Source organism: Mesorhizobium sp. Arg314 (assembly GCF_053714275.1).
Genome location: NZ_JBSKBP010000334.1, coordinates 1 through 281, shown reverse-complemented (window position 1 = coordinate 281; position 281 = coordinate 1). Strand labels below are relative to the sequence as shown.

Here is a 281-nt window from a genome sequence, read left to right as displayed (position 1 = left end):
ACCAGCATGGCCTTCCTGCACCAACAACCGCAAATGTGCCTCGGCTTCGACATCGCCAAGGACACCGTCACCGTCTGCGACGGCACCACCACCCGCACCATCGCCAATCAGCGCAAGGTGATCCGCGCCTTCCTCAAGAGCTACAAACACATAGACCTTGTCGTGTGCGAGCCGACCGGCGGTCACGAAGGCTTGCTGCTTGAAGAGTGCCTGCGCGCCGGCATCGCCTGCCATCGCGCCGACACGCTCAAGGTCAAGAGCTTCATCCGCTCCTTCGGCAC

General features: G+C 62.3%; 1 pseudogene. It reads left to right on the top strand.

Annotation, left to right across the window (positions count from 1 at the left end):
• Positions 1-281, top strand: a pseudogene (locus ACWGS9_RS35735) (IS110 family transposase); the annotation flags it as partial.